Annotated in this window: 10 protein-coding genes and 3 rRNA genes; all 13 read right to left on the reverse strand. The window is 66.8% G+C overall.

Annotated features, from left to right (window positions below; translation table 11 throughout):
* Positions 1-139: 139 nt before the first annotated feature.
* Positions 140-256, reverse strand: a 5S ribosomal RNA gene (gene rrf, locus SROS_RS29260).
* 74 nt (positions 257-330) lie between these two features.
* A 23S ribosomal RNA gene (locus SROS_RS29265) occupies positions 331-3,457 on the reverse strand.
* A gap of 389 nt (positions 3,458-3,846) precedes the next feature.
* Positions 3,847-5,371, reverse strand: a 16S ribosomal RNA gene (locus SROS_RS29270).
* Together the 16S, 23S and 5S rRNA genes form the textbook arrangement of a ribosomal RNA operon.
* 683 nt (positions 5,372-6,054) lie before the next feature.
* On the reverse strand, positions 6,055-7,323 hold the full coding sequence (tyrS, locus tag SROS_RS29275) for a tyrosine--tRNA ligase (RefSeq protein WP_012892535.1): 1,269 nt from the start codon (positions 7,321-7,323) through the stop codon (positions 6,055-6,057).
* Between the two features lie 126 nt (positions 7,324-7,449).
* On the reverse strand, positions 7,450-8,136 hold the full coding sequence (locus SROS_RS29280; protein ID WP_012892536.1) for a DNA-3-methyladenine glycosylase: 687 nt from the start codon (positions 8,134-8,136) through the stop codon (positions 7,450-7,452).
* Positions 8,136-9,554, reverse strand: coding sequence for an argininosuccinate lyase (gene argH, locus SROS_RS29285; RefSeq protein WP_012892537.1), 1,419 nt, complete (start codon positions 9,552-9,554; stop codon positions 8,136-8,138). The genes SROS_RS29280 and argH overlap by 1 nt, the downstream gene beginning before the upstream one ends.
* Before the next feature lie 41 nt (positions 9,555-9,595).
* Complete coding sequence (locus SROS_RS29290) at positions 9,596-10,795, reverse strand: argininosuccinate synthase (protein ID WP_012892538.1); 1,200 nt, start codon at positions 10,793-10,795, stop codon at positions 9,596-9,598.
* Positions 10,796-10,863: 68 nt separating this feature from the next.
* A complete protein-coding gene (locus SROS_RS29295) occupies positions 10,864-11,367 on the reverse strand; it encodes an arginine repressor (RefSeq protein WP_012892539.1) in 504 nt (167 codons plus the stop codon).
* A complete protein-coding gene (argF, locus tag SROS_RS29300) occupies positions 11,367-12,383 on the reverse strand; it encodes an ornithine carbamoyltransferase (protein ID WP_012892540.1) in 1,017 nt (338 codons plus the stop codon). Before argF ends, SROS_RS29295 begins: the two co-directional genes overlap by 1 nt.
* Positions 12,376-13,578: an acetylornithine transaminase gene (locus SROS_RS29305; RefSeq protein ID WP_012892541.1), complete on the reverse strand. Its 1,203-nt coding sequence runs from the start codon at positions 13,576-13,578 to the stop codon at positions 12,376-12,378. Before SROS_RS29305 ends, argF begins: the two co-directional genes overlap by 8 nt.
* Positions 13,578-14,546 carry an acetylglutamate kinase gene (gene argB / locus SROS_RS29310; protein ID WP_012892542.1) on the reverse strand — a complete coding sequence of 323 codons (969 nt, stop codon included), beginning with the start codon at positions 14,544-14,546 and terminating at the stop codon, positions 13,578-13,580. The genes SROS_RS29305 and argB overlap by 1 nt, the downstream gene beginning before the upstream one ends.
* Positions 14,543-15,697: a bifunctional glutamate N-acetyltransferase/amino-acid acetyltransferase ArgJ gene (gene argJ, locus SROS_RS29315; protein ID WP_012892543.1), complete on the reverse strand. Its 1,155-nt coding sequence runs from the start codon at positions 15,695-15,697 to the stop codon at positions 14,543-14,545. The genes argB and argJ overlap by 4 nt, the downstream gene beginning before the upstream one ends.
* A complete protein-coding gene (gene argC, locus SROS_RS29320) occupies positions 15,694-16,716 on the reverse strand; it encodes an N-acetyl-gamma-glutamyl-phosphate reductase (protein ID WP_012892544.1) in 1,023 nt (340 codons plus the stop codon). The genes argJ and argC overlap by 4 nt, the downstream gene beginning before the upstream one ends.
* Positions 16,717-16,763: the final 47 nt, after the last annotated feature.

Below are 16,763 nucleotides of genomic sequence, written 5' to 3' on the forward strand. Positions count from 1 at the left end.
CCAAAGGAACAGACGACCATCGAGCTGGGCCGTAACGGGCTGGGCGGCCATCGTCGTTCATGGAGGAAAGGGCCCTGGTTGAAAAGGGGCTGAAAAACAGAAAGGGCCGCCCCACAAGGAGCGGCCCTTTCCAAAGATTGTCCGGCGGCGACCTACTCTCCCACACCGTCCCCGGTGCAGTACCATCGGCGCTGAAGAGCTTAACTTCCGGGTTCGGAATGTAACCGGGTGTTTCCCCTTCGCCATAACCGCCGTAACACTATGAAACTGTCAAACACACACGGTGCCTGCTGTTTCAGAATCGCATAGTGGACGCGAGCAAAAAGCTTTGTGGTCAAGTCCTCGGCCTATTAGTACCGGTCAGCTCCACACATTACTGTGCTTCCACCTCCGGCCTATCAACCCAATCGTCTATTGGGGGCCTTACCCACTCACGTGGTGGGAGACCTCATCTCAAGGCGAGCTTCCCGCTTAGATGCTTTCAGCGGTTATCCCTTCCGAACGTAGCCAACCAGCCGTGCTCCTGGCGGAACAACTGGCACACCAGAGGTTCGTCCGTCCCGGTCCTCTCGTACTAGGGACAGCTCCTTTCAAGTCTCCTGCGCGCGCAGCGGATAGGGACCGAACTGTCTCGCGACGTTCTAAACCCAGCTCGCGTACCGCTTTAATGGGCGAACAGCCCAACCCTTGGGACCTACTCCAGCCCCAGGATGCGACGAGCCGACATCGAGGTGCCAAACCATCCCGTCGATATGGACTCTTGGGGAAGATCAGCCTGTTATCCCCGGGGTACCTTTTAGCCGTTGAGCGACGGCGCTTCCACAAGCCACCGCCGGATCACTAGTCCCAGCTTTCGCTCCTGCTCGACCCGTCGGTCTCACAGTCAAGCTCCCTTGTGCACTTACACTCGACACCTGATTGCCAACCAGGCTGAGGGAACCTTTGGGCGCCTCCGTTACTCTTTAGGAGGCAACCGCCCCAGTTAAACTACCCACCAGACACTGTCCCTGATCCGGATCACGGACCGAAGTTAGACGTTCAAAACGACCAGAGTGGTATTTCACCAATGACTCCACCGCCACTAGCGTGACAGCTTCACAGTCTCCCACCTATCCTACACAAGACGTTCCAAACGCCAATGTCAAGCTGTAGTGAAGGTCCCGGGGTCTTTCCGTCCTGCTGCGCGTAACGAGCATCTTTACTCGTAGTGCAATTTCGCCGGGTCTGCGGTTGAGACAGCGGGGAAGTCGTTACGCCATTCGTGCAGGTCGGAACTTACCCGACAAGGAATTTCGCTACCTTAGGATGGTTATAGTTACCACCGCCGTTTACTGGCGCTTAAGTTCTCAGCTTCGCCACATTACTGCAGCTAACCGGTCCCCTTAACGTTCCAGCACCGGGCAGGCGTCAGTCCGTATACATCGTCTTACGACTTCGCACGGACCTGTGTTTTTAGTAAACAGTCGCTTCCCCCTGGCCTCTGCGACCCCCACCAGCTCCGAACGCAAAGGTTCATCACCAGCGAAGGCCCCCCTTCTCCCGAAGTTACGGGGGCAATTTGCCGAGTTCCTTAACCACAGTTCACCCGATCGCCTTGGTATTCTCTACCTGACCACCTGAGTCGGTTTCGGGTACGGGCCGCCACGACACTCACTAGAGGCTTTTCTCGGCAGCATAGGATCACCCACTTCGCCACAATCGGCTCGGCATCACATCTCAGGATACATGAGAGGCGGATTTGCCTACCTCTCTCCCTACATGCTTACCCCAGGACTACCATCGCCTGGGCTGGGCTACCTTCCTGCGTCACCCCATCGCTTACCTACTACCAGATCAGGCCAGGCGTTCACTCTGACGCCGTCCCCGAAGGGACAACCGAGTTAAGGACCCTTAGTATCACTGGATTCAGTATTGGCGCATCGTAGCGGGTACGGGAATATCAACCCGTTGTCCATCGACTACGCCTGTCGGCCTCGCCTTAGGTCCCGACTTACCCTGGGCGGATTAGCCTGGCCCAGGAACCCTTGGTCATCCGGCGCAGAAGTTTCTCACTTCTGATTCGCTACTCATGCCTGCATTCTCACTCGCACGGCCTCCACAACTAGATCACTCTGCTGCTTCGCCGGCCGCACGACGCTCCCCTACCCATCCACACACCTAGACAGACAAGCTGCCAGGTTAATGCGTGAATGCCACGACTTCGGCGGTGTACTTGAGCCCCGCTACATTGTCGGCGCGGAATCACTTGACCAGTGAGCTATTACGCACTCTTTCAAGGATGGCTGCTTCTAAGCCAACCTCCTGGTTGTCACTGCGACTCCACATCCTTTCCCACTTAGCACACGCTTAGGGGCCTTAGTCGGTGGTCTGGGCTGTTTCCCTCTCGACTACGGAGCTTATCCCCCGCAGTCTCACTGCTGCGCTCTCACTTACCGGCATTCGGAGTTTGGCTGACGTCAGTAACCTTGTCGGGCCCATTAGCCATCCAGTGCTCTACCTCCGGCAAGAAACACGCAACGCTGCACCTAAATGCATTTCGGGGAGAACCAGCTATCACGGAGTTTGATTGGCCTTTCACCCCTAAACACAGGTCATCCCCCAGGTTTTCAACCCTGGTGGGTTCGGTCCTCCACGCGGTCTTACCCGCGCTTCAACCTGCCCATGCCTAGATCACTCCGCTTCGGGTCTACAGCATGCGACTCAAACGCCCTATTCAGACTCGCTTTCGCTACGGCTCCCCCACACGGGTTAACCTCGCCACACACCATAACTCGCAGGCTCATTCTTCAAAAGGCACGCAGTCACATCACAGACGCCCGAAGACGTCTACGCTCCTACGGCTTGTAGGCACACGGTTTCAGGTACTATTTCACGACCCCTCACCGGGGCGCTTTTCACCTTTCCCTCACGGTACTTGTTCACTATCGGTCATCAGGGAGTATTTAGGCTTACCAGGTGGTCCTGGCAGATTCACACAGGATTTCTCGGGCCCCGTGCTACTTGGGATCCCCTCAAACAGTCGACAAGATTTCGCCTACCCGGCTCTCACGGTCTACGGCGCAACTTCCCAGAAACTTCGGCTATCCCATCGATTTCTCACTGCTTGGAGAAGCGGCAGCCTCTCCCAGAGGGTCCCACAACCCCGCACACGCAACGCCTGCCGGCTATCACACGCATACGGTTTAGCCTCTTCCGCTTTCGCTCACCACTACTCACGGAATCACTATTTGTTTTCTCTTCCTACGGGTACTGAGATGTTTCACTTCCCCGCGTTACCACCAACCGCCCTATACATTCAGGCGGAGGCAACACCACATGACTGGTGCTAGGTTTCCCCATTCGGACATCCCCGGATCAAAGTCAGGTTGGCGACTCCCCGGGGCTTAACGCAGCCTCCCACGTCCTTCATCGGCTCCTGATGCCAAGGCATCCACCGTGTGCCCTAAAAAACTTGGCCACAAAGATGCTCGCGTCCACTATGCAAATCTCAAACAACAAACAGCGACCGAACCGCACCCGCCACCAGACACCCGGGACAACACCCAGGCCGATGTGACAGAAGGCCGGTCCCGCACGAGGTCAAACAGACAGCAAGCCCGCCTCAGCGGGCCCGCCCGGTCCGTTTCCTCAGGACCCAACAGTGTGTCCAACCAGTCCGACCCTCCGCAGCCGGCGTTCCCACTCCCAGCTCCTCCGAAGAAGAGACAGGCGGTACTAGCGGCCCGGCGAATGCGGTCCGGTTGAGTAGCCAGTGCTCCACTAATGAGCGCGTCACGTGCAGAACGTTCGCCTGCAGACATGACATGGACCACGGACCACCAGGTGGCCGCAGTCGATGCTCCTTAGAAAGGAGGTGATCCAGCCGCACCTTCCGGTACGGCTACCTTGTTACGACTTCGTCCCAATCGCCAGCCCCACCTTCGACCGCTCCCCCCAGACAAGCTGGTTGGGCCACGGGCTTCGGGTGTTGCCGACTTTCGTGACGTGACGGGCGGTGTGTACAAGGCCCGGGAACGTATTCACCGCAGCGTTGCTGATCTGCGATTACTAGCGACTCCGACTTCATGGGGTCGAGTTGCAGACCCCAATCCGAACTGAGACCGGCTTTTTGGGATTCGCTCCACCTCACGGTATCGCAACCCTCTGTACCGGCCATTGTAGCATGTTTGCAGCCCAAGACATAAGGGGCATGATGACTTGACGTCATCCCCACCTTCCTCCGAGTTGACCCCGGCAGTCTCCAATGAGTCCCCACCACCCCCGAAGGAGCGTGCTGGCAACATTGAACAAGGGTTGCGCTCGTTGCGGGACTTAACCCAACATCTCACGACACGAGCTGACGACAGCCATGCACCACCTGTCACCCGATCCGAAGAGGCACCCATCTCTGAGTGTTTCCGGGCGATGTCAAGCCTTGGTAAGGTTCTTCGCGTTGCGTCGAATTAAGCAACATGCTCCGCCGCTTGTGCGGGCCCCCGTCAATTCCTTTGAGTTTTAGCCTTGCGGCCGTACTCCCCAGGCGGGGCGCTTAATGCGTTAGCTACGGCGCGGAAACCGTGGAAGGTCCCCACACCTAGCGCCCAACGTTTACAGCGTGGACTACCAGGGTATCTAATCCTGTTCGCTCCCCACGCTTTCGCTCCTCAGCGTCAGGTAAGGCCCAGAGAACCGCCTTCGCCACCGGTGTTCCTCCTGATATCTGCGCATTTCACCGCTACACCAGGAATTCCGTTCTCCCCTACCTACCTCTAGCCAGCCCGTATCGAATGCAGACCTGGAGTTAAGCCCCAAGCTTTCACACCCGACGTGACAAGCCACCTACGAGCTCTTTACGCCCAATAATTCCGGACAACGCTTGCGCCCTACGTATTACCGCGGCTGCTGGCACGTAGTTAGCCGGCGCTTCTTCTGCAGGTACACGTCAACTTCGTCCCTGCTGAAAGAGGTTTACAACCCGAAGGCCGTCATCCCCCACGCGGCGTCGCTGCGTCAGGCTTTCGCCCATTGCGCAATATTCCCCACTGCTGCCTCCCGTAGGAGTCTGGGCCGTGTCTCAGTCCCAGTGTGGCCGGTCGCCCTCTCAGGCCGGCTACCCGTCGTCGCCTTGGTAGGCCGTTACCCCACCAACAAGCTGATAGGCCGCGAGTCCATCCCCAACCGAAAAAACTTTCCACCACCATCCCATGCGAGAAGTGGTCGTATCCGGTATTAGACCCAGTTTCCCGGGCTTATCCCAGAGTCAGGGGCAGGTTACTCACGTGTTACTCACCCGTTCGCCGCTCGAGTACCCCGAAGGGCCTTTCCGCTCGACTTGCATGTGTTAAGCACGCCGCCAGCGTTCGTCCTGAGCCAGGATCAAACTCTCCAAACAATGTTTGAAAGGTTTTCCCAGCTGAAAGCACCCGATTCGCATCGGATGTATCAACCAAAGGAATCCGTCCCCCACTAAAAATGGGTTGGACGGGGTTGTGCTTCATGCACTGGCTTTTAACACACTGTTGAGTTCTCAAGAAACGGACGCGTTCTCCGTCTTCCCGGCCAAGAGGCCCGGCGTCCGGGGCGTTCCGTTCGTTATTTCGATCTTAGCTCGCCTGCCGTTTTCGTGTCAAACCGCTCATCTCGAGCTATTTGCCACTACCTGGTCAAGCTTGTCTAGGATTTTGACTACCCCTTCTCAAGGGCAACCCTCTAAACCTACCCTGTCATCCGGGCCTCGTCAAACCACCTGGTTTTCAGGGGGTTGCGCGACCACAGAAGGCTCAGGCTCGTTCGGTGGGAGTCTTGCCCATGGGGCCCGTCCGCCGGATTCGGCGTCCGGCTCGCTCCCGGGGCATTGAGAACATTAGGCGGCCTCCGGAGCCCCGTCAAATCAACCCCTCCGGGAGAACCCGCAGGTCAGCGGCGGCTCGCGGGAAGACCCGCGCTCTTCGCTACCCGAACGTTACAGAAACAGACGACGAGCGCCCCGGCCGGAGCCGGAGCGCTCGTCAGACAGATCACGACGTCGGTCCCACCGTCGGCCGCGCATACCCGGGCGCCGGCCGTACGCGGGTGTCAGGCCGTGACCTCGACACCGCCGATGGAGCGCTTGCCACGGCGCAGCACCAGGAAACGGCCGTGCAGCAGGTCATCGGCCGAAGGCACGTAGGCCTCGTCGGTGATCTTCACGTTGTTGAGGTACGCGCCGCCCTCCTTGACCGCGCGGCGGGCGGCGGACTTCGACTCCACCAGTCCGCTCTCGGCGAGCAGATCGACGAACGAGGCCCCCAGCGCGGGGACCTCCGCGCGCGGCACCTCGGCCAGTGCCGAGCCGAGCGTCCGGGCGTCCAGCTCCTCCAACGAGCCCTGGCCGAACAGCGCCCGCGACGCCGCCACCACCCGTGCCAGCTCGTCGGCGCCGTGAACGAGGGTCGTGACGTCCTCGGCCAGTGTCCGCTGCGCCTCACGGGCCGCCGGCCGGTCGGCGACGGCCTTCTCCAGCTCGGCGATCTCGTCCTGGGTGCGGAAGGTGAACACCTTGAGGAAGCGGACGACGTCCCGGTCGTCGGCGTTCAGCCAGTACTGGTAGAACGCGTACGGCGAGGTCAGGGCCGGGTCGAGCCAGATGGCGCCACCGGCGGTCTTGCCGAACTTGGTGCCGTCCGCCTTGGTGATCAGCTTGCCGGTCAGGGCGTGGGTGTGCGCGCCCTCCACCCGGCGGATCAGGTCGACGCCGGCGGTGATGTTGCCCCACTGGTCGCTGCCACCGAGCTGGAGCGTGCAGCCGTGCCGGCGGTAGAGCTCCAGGTAGTCGTTGGCCTGCAGGATCTGGTAGCTGAACTCGGTGTAGCTGAGCCCGTCGCCGCCGAGACGCGCGGACACCGACTCCCGGGCGAGCATGCGGTTGACCGGGAAGTGCTTGCCGACGTCACGCAGGAAGTCGATCGCCGACATCTCCGACGTCCAGTCGAGGTTGCTTACCAGGGTGGCACCGGTGGGCCCGTCGTCGAAGGAGAGGAATCTCTCCACCTGGACGCGGATCCGCGCGACCCATTCCGCGACGACCTCGGAGGAGTTCAGCGATCGCTCGGTGCTGCGGCCGCTGGGATCGCCGATGAGACCGGTGGCCCCGCCGACCAGGCCGATCGGGCGGTGACCCGCCCGCTGGAAGCGGGTGAGGATCAGCAGCGTGGCCAGGTTTCCGGCGTGCAGCGACGGAGCGGTCGGGTCGAAGCCCCCATAGACCGTGATCGGCCCCTCGGCGAGTGCCGTACGCAGCGCGTCGGCATCGGTGGTCTGCGCGATGACGTCGCGCCATTCGAGCTCATCGAGGATGTCGGTCACGATCCTTGCTTTCCAATGTTCGAAGGGACATATACCGCTCCCGTACAGCCTGCCCGATCCCGGCACCGCTCCGCCACCCGGAATCTCCCCCGTGACCGGCAGGACAAGCATGTCCTGCCGAAGGATCTACCGGCGGCGCGGGACGTGTGGCCGGTACGGCGAGACCGTGGGGTCTCCGTCGATCCAGAAACGCCAGGGGGTCTCCCGGGCAGACGAGACCCCGGTGCGCGGCCCCGACCGGATCGCCCCGGCCCCGGGAGGATCTCCGTCCAGCACGCCGGCCGGACCGGGCAGGCCGGCCGTGGAGGGTGCGTCGGCCGGAGCGGGCGGGCAGACGTCGAGCCCGTCGTGCTCCCGGGTGAAGTCGAGTGCCACCGCCAGGCGGGCGGGCCCGCGTGCGAGGTCACGCGCGGCGACGGTACGGCTCGCACCCGCCGTCCGGCGGGCCCGGGCCACCTCGGCGCCGGAGACCACCTCGCCGGCCCGGAGCAGCACGCCCGAGCCCACCCCTTCGGGGAGGCAGACGATGTTGGCGCAGAAGTGCATGCCGTAGGTGAAGTAGACGTACAGGTGCCCCGGCGGCCCGAACATCACCGCGTTGCGCGGCGTCCGGCCCCGGTAGGTGTGGGACGCCGGGTCCTCTCCGGGCACGCCGTACGCCTCGACCTCGGTGATGCGGACCGAGACCGGCCCGTGCACGAGCACCCGCCCCAGAAGGTCCGGGGCGACCTCGGGGCCTGGCCGGTCGAAGAACTCCCGCCTCAGGGGCACGGACCCGGCGAACACCGGCTCGCCGGGTCCGCCGGCCCGCATCAGTTGCCGCTCGCCCAGGCCGCCTGGGCGTCGACGGTCTCGCGCAGCTCGGTGAGCTGGTCGCGGACCCTGTCGGGGGCCGTGCCGCCGTGCGCCTTGCGGGCCGCCAGCGCGCCCGGCACCGAGAGAACCTCGCGCGAGTCGGGTGTGAAGTGCGGCGAGACCTTGGCCAGCTCCTCGTCGGTGAGCTCGTCGAAGTCCTTGTCGTTGACCTGGCACCAGACCACCAGGTGGCCGACCGCCTCGTGCGCCTCGCGGAACGGGACGCCCCTGCGGACCAGGAGCTCGGCCAGGTCGGTGGCCAGCGCGAACCCGTCGGGGGCCGAGGCCTCCATCTTGGCGGTGTTGACGCGCATGGTGGCGACCAGGCCGGCCACGGCCGGGAGGACCAGCAGCAGGGTGTCGACGGAGTCGAACACCGGCTCCTTGTCCTCCTGCAGGTCACGGTTGTAGGTCAGCGGCAGGCCCTTGAGCGTCGTCAGCAGCGACATGAGGTTGCCGATGAGGCGGCCGCTCTTGCCGCGCGCGAGCTCGGCGACGTCCGGGTTCTTCTTCTGCGGCATGATCGACGAGCCGGTGGAGTAGGCGTCGTCCATCTCGATCCAGCGGAACTCCTGCGAGGCCCACAGGACGATCTCCTCGCCCAGCCGTGACAGGTGCATGCCGATCATCGCCGCGTCGAACAGGAACTCGGCGGCGAAGTCACGGTCGGCGACCGCGTCCATCGAGTTGGGCGCGGCCGAGTCGAAGCCGAGCTCCCTGGCCACGGCCTGCGGGTCCAGCGGCAGCGACGATCCGGCCAGCGCGCCGGAGCCGAGCGGGGAGACCGCCGCCCGCCTGTCCCAGTCGCGCAGCCGATCGATGTCGCGGGCGAAGGCGTGCACGTGGGCCAGGAGCTGGTGGCCGAAGGAGACCGGCTGGGCGTGCTGCAGGTGGGTCATGCCGGGAGCGGCCGTCTCGGCGTGCTCCTCGGCCTGGCTCATCAGCGCGGTCTCCAGCTCGACCAGCCGGGACACGATGTGCCTGACGTGGTCGCGGAGGTAGAGCCGGAGATCGGTGGCCACCTGGTCGTTGCGGCTGCGCCCGGCGCGGAGCTTGCCGCCGAGCGTGCCGAGACGCTCCAGGAGACCGCGCTCCAGCGCGGTGTGGACGTCCTCGTCGGCCACGGTCGGCCGGAACTCACCCGCCTTGCAGGCCCGCTCGAGGTCGTCCAGGGCGCCGATCATGCGCCCCAGCTCCTCCTCCGTGAGCAGCCCGGCGCGGTGCAGCACCCGGGCGTGCGCGCGCGAGGCGAGCAGGTCGTACGGCACGAGCCGCCAGTCGAAGTGCACACTCACCGAGAGCCTGGTCAGCGCGTCGGCCGGACCTCCCTCGAACCGGCCGCCCCACAGCCGCATCGGCTTACCACCATCAGTCACCGTTGTTCTCCCTCCCAGTTCAATCCGCGACCATAGCCCACTCAGACCAGTCGGGCGTCCCGGGCGGACGCGATCTTGGAGGGCAGGCTCCACAGCTCGACGAAACCCTTGGCGAGCGACTGGTCGAAGGTGTCGCCGGTGTCGTAGGTGGCGAGGTTGAAGTCGTACAGCGAGGCCTCGGAGCGCCGGCCGGTGACCGTGGCCCGGCCGCCGTGCAGGGTCATCCGGATCTCACCGGTGACATGCTGCTGGGCCTCGGCGATGAAGACGTCCAGGGCCTTCTTCAGCGGGGAGAACCAGAGGCCGTCGTAGACGAGCTCGCCCCAGCGCTGGTCCACCGACCGCTTGAACCGGGCGAGGTCGCGCTCGACGGTGACGTTCTCCAGCTCCATGTGCGCGGTGATCAGCGCGATGGCGCCGGGCGCCTCGTAGACCTCGCGGGACTTGATGCCGACGAGCCGGTCCTCGACCATGTCGAGCCGGCCGACGCCCTGGGCGCCGGCGCGCCGGTTGAGCTCTGCGATGACCTGGAACGGGGTCAGGTGACGCCCGTCCAGCGCGACCGGGACGCCCTTGACGAAGCTGACGATGACCTCGTCGGCCTCGCGCGGCTCGGCCGGGTCGGCGGTGTAGGAGTAGACGTCCTCGACGGGGCCGTTCCAGATGTCCTCCAGGAAGCCGGTCTCGACGGCCCGGCCCCAGATGTTCTGGTCGATCGAGTAGGGGTTCTTCTTGCTGGTCTCGATCGGGAGGTTCTTCTCCTCGGCGTAGGCGATCGCCTTGTCGCGGGTCCACGCGTAGTCGCGGGCGGGGGCGATGACCTTGAGCTCGGGGAAGAGCGCGGCCAGGCCGGCCTCGAACCGGACCTGGTCGTTGCCCTTGCCGGTGCAGCCGTGGGAGACGTGGGTGCCGCCGAACTCCTTGGCCGCGGCGGCCAGGTGCTTGACGATCAGCGGCCGCGACAGCGCGGAGACCAGCGGGTAGCGGTCCATGTAGAGGGCGTTGGCCTGCAGGGCGGGCACGCAGAAGTCGGAGGCGAACTCCTCGCGGGCGTCCACGACGACGGACTCGACGGCGCCGCAGTCGATGGCCCGCTTCCGGATGACCTCCATGTCCTCGCCGCCCTGGCCGACGTCGACGGCCACGGCGATGACTTCGGCGCCGGTCTTCTCGGCGAGGAAGGGAATGGCGACAGAGGTGTCGAGGCCGCCTGAGAAGGCGAGTACGACCCGGTCATTCATGATCAGTTTCTCCAGAAGTCTTTTCGTCACAGCGTTCGGGTGGAATCGGGGCGGCCCGCCTTCGCGGGCTAGATACGTCGGTCGGCGTGCCGGAGCAGGGCCTCGGCGACCGCGTCCCCTCCCATCGGGTCCCGGCTGATGACGAGGATCGTGTCGTCTCCGGCGACCGTGCCGAGGATGGACTTCCAGTCGGCGTGGTCGATGGCGGAGGCGAGGAACTGGGCCGCTCCCGGCGGCGTGCGGACGATCACCAGGTTGGCGGACGCCTCGGCGGAGACGAGCAGTTCCTCGGCGAGGCGGCCCAGCCGGGCGGCCGGGGACTCCCCGGAGCCGAGCCTGGCCAGCGGGATCCGGCCGCCGCCCTCACCGGGCAGGGCGTAGACCAGGGAGCCGTCCTCGGCGCGCAGCTTGAGCGCGCCGAGCTCGTCGAGATCACGGGAGAGGGTTGCCTGGGTGACCTCCACCCCGCTCTCCAGCAGGAGCCTGGCGAGGTCGGGCTGGGAGCGGACCGGCTGGCGCTCCAGGAGTTCGGCGATCCGCGCCTGGCGGGCGACCTTGGTCATGGGAATCATCAGGTGGCCTCTTCCGCTTCCGCGGGCCTCATGGCAAGCGTGCCACGCCCGTCGGCGCTCCCCGCGCTCCGGGTGGCCGAGACCAGCCAGTGCAGCAGGGCCTTCTGGGCGTGCAGCCGGTTCTCGGCCTGGTCCCACACCAGGCTGCGCGGGCCGTCGAGGACGTCGGCGGAGATCTCCAGGTCCCGGTAGGCGGGCAGGCAGTGCAGCACGATCGCGCCGGGGGCCGCGTGGCTCATCAGCTCGGCGTTGACCTGGAAGGGCGTCAGGTCGGCGATCCGCTGCTCCTTGCCGTCCTGCCCCATCGAGACCCAGGTGTCGGTGGCGATCACGTCCGCGCCGGCGGCGGCCACGGCCGGGTCGGGCAGCGCGGCGACCGATCCGCCGGTCTCCGCGGCGAGCAGGCCGGCCTGCCGCAGGATCTCCGGGTCGGGCTGGTAGCCGGGCGGGGCGGCGATCCGCACGTGCATGCCGGCGAGGGCCCCGCCGAGCAGGTAGGAGTGGGCCATGTTGTTGGCGCCGTCGCCGAGGTAGGTCAGGGTGAGCCCGGCGGTCCTGCCGAATTGCTCCCTGACGGTCTGCAGGTCGGCGAGGATCTGGCAGGGGTGGAACTCGTCGGTGAGCGCGTTGACCACGGGCACCGAGGACACGGAGGCCATGGCCTCGATCCTCTCCTGTCCCGCGGTCCGCCACACGATGGCGCCAACCTGGCGCTCCAGGACTCGGGCGGTGTCCTCGATGGACTCGCCCCGGCCCATCTGCGAGGATCCGGCGTCGATGACCAGGGGCAGGCCCCCGAGCTCGCCGATGCCGACGGCGAAGGAGATCCGGGTCCGGGTGGACGGCTTGTCGAAGAGCACCGCGACGGTCTGCGGGCCGTCGAAGGGTCGGTAGCCGTGGCGGTCCTTCTTCATGGCCCCGGCCAGGTCGAGCACCTCGGCCTGCTCGGCGGGCGACAGGTCGTCGTCCCGGAGGAAGTGCCTGACCGGCGCGGAGCCGGTGTGGTGCTCAGTCATCGGCTGCCTCGTCAAGGATGGCGGGGAGCGCGGCCACGAAGGCGGCGATCTGCTCGGAGGTGATCACTAGCGGGGGCGCGAGCCGTACCGCGTCGGGCTGGAGGGCGTTGACCAGGAAGCCGGCGTGCTGCGCCGCCGCCTGGACCTGTGCGGAGCGGTCGGCGGTCAGCACGATGGCCAGCCACAGGCCTCGGCCGCGGACGCCCTTCAGCAGCGGGTGGTCGATCGCGGCGATGCCCTCAGCGAGCTGCGCGCCGACCGTCCGGACATGGTCCAGCAGGCCGTCCCGGTCGATGGTGTCGAGTACGGCGAGCGCGGCGGCGGCCGAGACGGGGTTGCCCCCGAAGGTGGAGCCGTGGTCGCCCTTGGCGAAGATCGTGCCCGCCGGGCCGAAGCCGACGCAGGCGCCGATCGGCATGCCGCCGCCGAGGCCCTTGGCCAGGGTCAGCACGTCGGGCAGGACGCCGTCGTGCTGGTGGGCGAACCAGTGGCCGGTGCGGCCGATCGCGGACTGGATCTCGTCGGCGACCAGCAGCGCGCCGGTCGCGTCGCAGATCTCCCTGGCGGCCCTGAAGTAGCCGTCGGGCGGGGGCACGACTCCGGCCTCGCCCTGGGTGGGCTCCAGGAAGACCGCGGCGCACTCCGCGGTGACCGCGTTCTTCAGCGCGTCGGCGTCGCCGTAGGGGACGAAGCGGACGTCCGCCGGGAACGGGCCGAACTGGTCGCGGATGGACGGCTTGCCGGTCAGCGAGAGCGCGCCGAGGGTACGGCCGTGGAAGGCGTTCTCGGCGGCCACGAAGTAGCCGCGGCCGGTCGACTTGCCGTACTTGATGGCGAGTTTGAGCGCGGCCTCGTTGGCCTCGGTGCCCGAGTTGGTGAGGAAGACCCTGGCCGGGGCGCCGAGCAGGCCGAGGAGCCGTTCGGCGAGCAGCACCTCCGGCTCGTGCAGGAACAGGTTGCTGGTGTGCGCGAGCGTGGCCACCTGCGCGGAGACGGCCGCCACCAGGGCCGGGTGGGCGTGGCCGAGCGAGCTGACCGCGATGCCGCCGATCAGGTCGAGATACTCACGGCCGTCGACGTCCCAGGCCTTCGAGCCCTCGCCGCGCGCCAGCGCGACCGGGGGGACGCCGTAGTTCGGCATGAAGGCGGCCTCGAAGCGCTTGCTGAGCGCGTCGGAGGCGGGGCGCTCGTACATCACTTGTCGCTCCCGTTCAGCTGGATGGTGGCGGTCAGCCGCCGATTGACCAGGTTCGGCACGGCCGGCGCCTTCGCGACGTCCGGCAGCACCATGGTTCCGATGCCCTCGTCGGTGAAGATCTCCAGCAGCACCGAGTGGGGCACCCTGCCGTCGAGCACGTGCGCCTGCGGCACGCCTCCCCGGACGGCGGTCAGGCACGCCTCCATCTTGGGCACCATGCCGCTGGACAGGCCGGGCAGGAGCTTGCCGAGCTCCGTGGCCGACAGCTGCCTGATGACCTCGTTGCCGCCGTCCCCGGCGTCGGGACGCCAGTCGCGGTAGAGGCCCTCGACGTCGGTCAGGACGATCAGTTTGGACGCCTGGAGTGCCACCGCGACCGCGGCGGCGGCGGTGTCGGCGTTGACGTTGTAGACGGTGCCGTCGTCGCTGCGCGCGATCGAGGAGATCACCGGGATCCGCCCGTCGTCCAGCAGTGCCTGGACGGCTCCGGCCTCGACGTTGACGATGTCGCCGACCTGGCCGATGTCCACCCGGGCGCCGTCGACGACGGCGTGCTTGCGGACGGCGGTGAACAGGTGGGCGTCCTCGCCCGACATGCCGATGGCGAACGGCCCGTGCCGGTTGATCAGGCCGACCACGTCCCGGTTGACCTGGCCGACCAGGACCATCCTGACCACCTGCATGGCCTCGGGGGTGGTGACCCGGAGCCCGGCGGTGAAGGTGGACTCGATGCCGAGCCTGTCGAGCTGGGCGTTGATCTGCGGTCCGCCGCCGTGCACGATGACCGGCTTGAGCCCGGCGTAGCGCAGGAAGACGACGTCGGCGGCGAACTTCTCCCGCAGGTGCTCCTCGGTCATCGCGTTGCCGCCGTACTTGATGACGACGGTCGCGCCGTTGAAGCGGGCGAGCCAGGGCAGCGCCTCGATCAGCGTGTGCGCCTTGGCCAGGGCGTCGCCGGTCCTCATGAGGAGTACGCCGAGTTCTCGTGGACGTAGGCCGCGGTGAGGTCCGTGGTGTGGACCGTCGCCGAGTGCGGGCCCGCCGACAGGTCGACGGTGATCGTCACGTCGCGGGGGCGCAGGTCCACCTTGGAGCGGTCGTCCCCGGCCGCTCCGCCCCTGCAGATCCAGATGCCGTTGATGGCCACGTTGAGCCGGTCGGCCTCGAAGACGGCGTCGGTGGTGCCGACCGCCGCCAGCACCCGGCCCCAGTTGGGGTCCTCGCCGTGGATGGCGCACTTGAGGAGGTTCGAGCGGGAGACGGTACGGCCGACCAGGACCGCGTCCTCCTCCGAGGCCGCGCCGACGACCTCGATGGCGATCGCCTTGGTCGCGCCCTCCGCGTCCACCAGGAGCTGGCGGGCGAGATCGGCGCAGACGGCGCGGACCGTCTGCTCGAACTCGGCGAGGTCCGGGGTGACGCCGGAGGCGCCGCTGGCCAGCAGCAGGACGGTGTCGTTGGTGGACATGCAGCCGTCGGCGTCGAGCCGGTCGAAGGTGACGGCGGTCGCCCTGCGGAGCACCGCGTCGAGCTGCTCGGCGGGCACGTCGGCGTCGGTGGTGATCACGGAGAGCATGGTGGCCAGGGCGGGGGCGAGCATGCCCGCTCCCTTGGCCATGCCTCCGACCATGTAGCCGCCCTCGCCCCGCCTGAAGGAGATCTTCGAGACGGTGTCGGTGGTGCGGATGGCGTCGGCGGCGGCCAGGCCGCCGTCCCTGCTGATCTGGGAGACCGCGAGGTCCACCCCGCTCAGCAGCGCCTCCATCGGCAGCCGCTCGCCGATCAGGCCGGTGGAGCAGACCGCGATCTCGCCCGCCGACTCGCCGAGCGCCCCGGCGACCTTCTCGGCGGTGGCGTGGGTGTCCTGGAAGCCGAGCGGGCCGGTGCAGGCGTTGGCGCCGCCGGAGTTGAGGACGACCGCGTGGACCCGCCCTCCGGCCAGCACCTGCTGGGACCAGAGCACCGGCGCGGCCTTGACGCGGTTACGGGTGAAGACACCCGCCGCGGCGCGCGACGGGCCGTCGTTGACGACGAGCGCCAGGTCGCGGGCGTCGCTGGATTTGATTCCGGCGACGACACCCGCCGCCCGGAAGCCGAGGGGGGCGGTCACACTCATGGGGCAACTCCATTGAGAGGAAGGCCGAGCTCTTCTGGCAGGCCGAGGGCGAGGTTGGCGCTCTGGATCGCGCCTCCCGCGGTGCCCTTGGTCAGGTTGTCGATGGCGATGACGGCGACGACACGTCCGGTGCGCTCGTCCAGGGTCACCTGGAGGGCGGCGGTGTTGGCGCCGAGGGTCATCGAGGTCGCGGGCCACTGCCCCTGGGGCAGCAGCCGCAGGAACGGTTCGTCCTTGGCCGCGGTCTCGTAGGCCTCGCGCAGGACCTGCGCGGTGACGCCGGGCTTGGCCGGTGCCGTGCAGGTGGCGAGGATGCCGCGGCTCATGGGGGCCAGCATGGGGGTGAAGGAGACCTTCACCGGCTCACCCGCCAGGGGGGAGAGGTTCTGCTCCATCTCGGGGGTGTGCCGGTGGACGCCGCCGACGCCGTAGGCGCTGACCGAGCCCATCACCTCGCTGCCCAGCAGGTTCGGCTTGAGCGACTTGCCCGCCCCGCTGGTGCCGGTGGCGGCGACCACGACCACGTCGGGCTCGGCCAGGCCGGCGGCGAAGGCGGGGAACAGCGCCAGGGTGACGGCCGTCGGGTAGCACCCGGGGACGGCGATCCTCCTGGTGCCGCGGAGCCCCTCACGCAGGCCGGGCAGCTCGGGCAGCCCGTACGGCCAGGCGCCCGCGTGGACGCCGCCGTAGAAGTGCTCCCAGGCCGCGGGGTCGGTGAGGCGGAAGTCCGCGCCGCAGTCGACGACCAGCGTGTCGTCGCCGAGCTGCGCGGCGACGGCCGCGGACTGGCCGTGCGGGAGGGCGAGGAAGACGAGGTCGTGGCCGCCGAGGGTGTCGGCCGTGGTGTCCAGCAGGATCCGGTCGGCCAGCGGGGCCAGGTGCGGCTGGTGGGCGCCGAGAGCGGTGCCCGCGTTGGATCCCGCCGTCAGCGCGCCGATCTCGATCTCGGGGTGGGACAGCAGCAGGCGTAGCAACTCGCCCCCGGCATAGCCGCTGGCACCGGCGATCGCCGCTCTCATCCGTCCCCCAACGCTGCATAGTCATGCGCTTCTGCTTATGAACTTAC

The sequence above is a fragment of the Streptosporangium roseum DSM 43021 genome (assembly GCF_000024865.1).
GTDB lineage: Bacteria > Actinomycetota > Actinomycetes > Streptosporangiales > Streptosporangiaceae > Streptosporangium > Streptosporangium roseum.